General features: G+C 42.3%; 2 protein-coding genes. One reads left to right on the top strand and one right to left on the bottom strand.

Annotated elements, in window-relative coordinates:
• The first annotated feature begins 54 nt into the window (after window positions 1–54).
• Window positions 55–633 carry an IS5 family transposase gene (locus PSE7429_RS22925; protein ID WP_100229022.1) on the top strand — a complete coding sequence of 193 codons (579 nt, stop codon included), beginning with the start codon at window positions 55–57 and terminating at the stop codon, window positions 631–633.
• Here PSE7429_RS22925 and PSE7429_RS22920 read toward each other — a convergent pair.
• Window positions 630–911 (bottom strand): hypothetical protein, encoded by a 282-nt coding sequence (locus tag PSE7429_RS22920; RefSeq protein WP_144052575.1) that lies wholly within the window; start codon window positions 909–911, stop codon window positions 630–632. The two genes, PSE7429_RS22925 and PSE7429_RS22920, sit on opposite strands and share 4 nt — an antisense overlap.
• Window positions 912–1,088 lie beyond the last annotated feature (177 nt).

The following is a 1,088-nucleotide window of genomic DNA, read 5'->3' as shown; positions in this document are numbered from 1 at the left end:
CCTCATGATTTTCCTGTATGGCAGACGGTCTATGGTTACTTTCGGCACTAGCGTATTACCAACACATGGCAAGATATCAACGCTAAATTGCAACAATGGTATCGAGTCAGTGAAGGAAGAGAAGCTACACCTAGTGCAGGTTGTATTGACAGTCAATCAACCAAAATCGCTAGCCGATTAGCATCACCAGAAGCAGTTGGTACTGATGGGAACAAGTTCGTCAATGGTAGAAAACGACATATTTTTGTGGACACATTGGGTTTGCTATTGATGGTGGTAGTTACTGCTGCGAATCTTGATGACCGTAAGGGGGCAACCATGCTTTTAGAAAAAATCAACCAAATTCGTGACCGTTTCCCCCGTCTATCAACGATTTTGGTAGATCGTGGTTATAGGGGTAAAGCTTTCGTTCTGGCGATTCTGCATACTTTTTACTGGTGCTTACAAGTGGTTGTTCCTCCTGTGGGGCAAAAAGGCTTTGTTGTTCAACAAAAGCGCTGGGTGGTTGAACGTACTTTTGCTTGGTTTTCTCGCTTTCGGCGTTTGACAAGAGAGTACGAACTTTTACCTGAAACTTCTAAGGCTTTTTTCTATGTCGGCATGATTCAGATCCTCCTCAAACGTCTCGCTTAACTTCTCAAACCCGCTCTAAATATTTCTGGCAAAGGTTGCTGATTTACCCAAGATACCAAATCTTCATTCTGCTGAAAAAATGCTCCTACGACTTCAGTATCAAGGTTTACGGCTTTATAGTCTCTCCACACACTCGGTTCACCTTTTGATGTACGGATTCTGATTTTCCCACCATCAATAGCCATTGATTCAATCCACTCTGTAGCAATTGGTTCTGGCATCTCAACCTGATGGACTAATCTCTGTTGTTTACTGTGGGATACTTTTACCCCTGTCAATACTTCACTGGAGTTTAGACTAAAAAAGGAAAAAAAGGCAGAGTAAAAGAGATACAAACGGTAGTCCTAAAAAGGAAAGGATGAGGGAAAATATCTAGATGGTTGTTACAGATTAAAGCAATGTCAGAGTCAAGTCCATCAAGTCCATCATGTCCATCCTGCCAGTCCGTATCAGTG

Source organism: Pseudanabaena biceps PCC 7429 (genome assembly GCF_000332215.1).
In the GTDB taxonomy this organism is placed as follows: Bacteria; Cyanobacteriota; Cyanobacteriia; order Pseudanabaenales; family Pseudanabaenaceae; genus Pseudanabaena; species Pseudanabaena biceps.
Note: the sequence above shows the minus strand (reverse complement) of the source record. Positions and strands in the feature narration are given on the sequence as shown.